The 209-nt window shown below is 45.0% G+C and carries 1 pseudogene; it reads right to left on the bottom strand.

Annotation, left to right across the window (positions count from 1 at the left end):
- Window positions 1–209, bottom strand: a pseudogene (locus QMZ64_RS23440) (AAA family ATPase); the annotation flags it as partial.

Here is a 209-nt window from a genome sequence, read left to right as displayed (position 1 = left end):
TCAAGTTTTTTATTTGCTTTGATCTGAAATTCTTCAACCATCTGCGCGGCTGCTTCGTTGCCGGAAACAATCGCTTTTATTTCCTCAATCAAACGGATACGTTCAGCTTCTTCCTCTGCCTTCACGTCAATGCCGAGCTCAAGCCATTGGTAAAGCTTGCGGCCGACTTCTGGATTGAGTTTAAAAGAAGAGCCTTCAAACATGCGGGT

The sequence above is a fragment of the Bacillus sp. LB7 genome, assembly GCF_030449715.1.
Taxonomy (GTDB): domain Bacteria; phylum Bacillota; class Bacilli; order Bacillales; family Bacillaceae; genus Bacillus; species Bacillus paralicheniformis.
The sequence above is the reverse complement of the archived record's forward strand: the minus strand, read 5'-3'. Positions and strand labels throughout refer to the sequence as shown.